2 protein-coding genes are annotated in these 1,313 nt (G+C 49.0%); both read left to right on the forward strand.

All coding sequences use genetic code 11. The features are described 5' to 3' along the window. Positions 1–116 precede the first annotated feature (116 nt). Positions 117–281, forward strand: coding sequence for a Nif11-like leader peptide family natural product precursor (locus C7K08_RS14200; protein ID WP_106500046.1), 165 nt, complete (start codon positions 117–119; stop codon positions 279–281). Positions 282–406: 125 nt separating this feature from the next. After that, positions 407–1,313 (forward strand): SLC13 family permease (locus tag C7K08_RS14205; RefSeq protein ID WP_133165323.1); only part of this gene is annotated, 907 nt, incomplete at its 3' end.

Below are 1,313 nucleotides of genomic sequence, written 5' to 3' on the forward strand. Positions count from 1 at the left end.
GCTTTAATCTGAGTCCTGCGGGACCAAGTGAGGCCAAACAGCAGATAGTGTGCAGAATTCAGCAGTTTTTAAAGGCCAATTGGCTTTAGGACTAGGGGGTATTAAGGATTTAGGCCATGTCTAAAGCGCAATTGCAGGCCTTCATCACCAAGGCAAATGCCAATCCAGCCCTCAAAACCCGCCTAGACGGCGCAATCGACCCCAAGGCGGTAGTAGCCCTTGCCCTTGAGGAGGGTCACAGCTTTTCTGAGGCCACTTGGAGCAGGCATCTGAGGGCGTAGATACCACTCTTTCAGGATGGGGATTAAGCCTTGCATCCCGAAAACACAGTTTATAACTACATTTTTAGCTTCAATCCTTCCCCTGTTTCACACCGGTATATAATCATTTGGTTTGAAGCGTTGCGATGCTTGAACTGTTTTATGCAGCCTTTAATACGGCCAGTTTGATCACACTGGCTGTTATTGGCGGTGCAATTGTTTTGTTCATAGGTGGCTGGATAGCGCCAGAAATAACCGGGTTGTTAGCTCTCGCCCTACTAATAGCCACAGGGGTTCTCAAGCCAGGGGAAGCACTTCAAGGCTTCGGCAGCCCAGCCTTGATAACCGTGATGGGTTTATTTGCCATCTCAGCTGGCTTATTTCGCTCCGGTGGGCTTGATCGCCTGAGAGCCTTAATCGGTTCAGATGCAATTCGCAGCCCAAAACGAATGATCACCTTGATGGTGGCAACCGTGGGGCCAGTGTCAGCTTTTGTTCCTAATACCCCTATTGTTGCTGGCCTTTTGCCGGTAATTGAAGGCTGGTGCCATAGGCGCAAAGTATCACCTTCAAGGGTACTTTTACCGCTCTCATTTGCAACTGTACTTGGCGGCACCATAACACTATTTGGTAGCTCAGTAAATCTATTTGCCAGTGAGGTAAGCGAGAAACTTGGCTATGGGGCCTTTGAATTATTTGGCTTTACTCCGATTGGTATTGCAGTGTGGCTATTAGGGGGGCTAATCATGGTGCTATTGGCCGACCGCTTCCTGCCTGATCGGGGCCAAAATAACGATGATCTAACAGCCCATCTATCAAGTAACGGCTACCTAACCGAAGTTGAAATACCKTCTGGATCTGAACTAATTGGTGTTTCTCTCCATGGCAGCCGGCTCCAACGCCGTTTTGATGCGGATGTATTGGAACTTCACAGGGGCAGCGAACGTTTTCTTCCTCCTYTAGCAGATAGAACCCTTTTGATGGGGGATCGATTATTGCTGCGCTGCACCCGAGCTGATTTACTGCGTCTACAGCAAGATCACACTGTTGTAC

Origin of the sequence: Synechococcus lacustris str. Tous, assembly GCF_003011125.1 — a bacterium.
In the GTDB taxonomy this organism is placed as follows: Bacteria; Cyanobacteriota; Cyanobacteriia; order PCC-6307; family Cyanobiaceae; genus Synechococcus_D; species Synechococcus_D lacustris.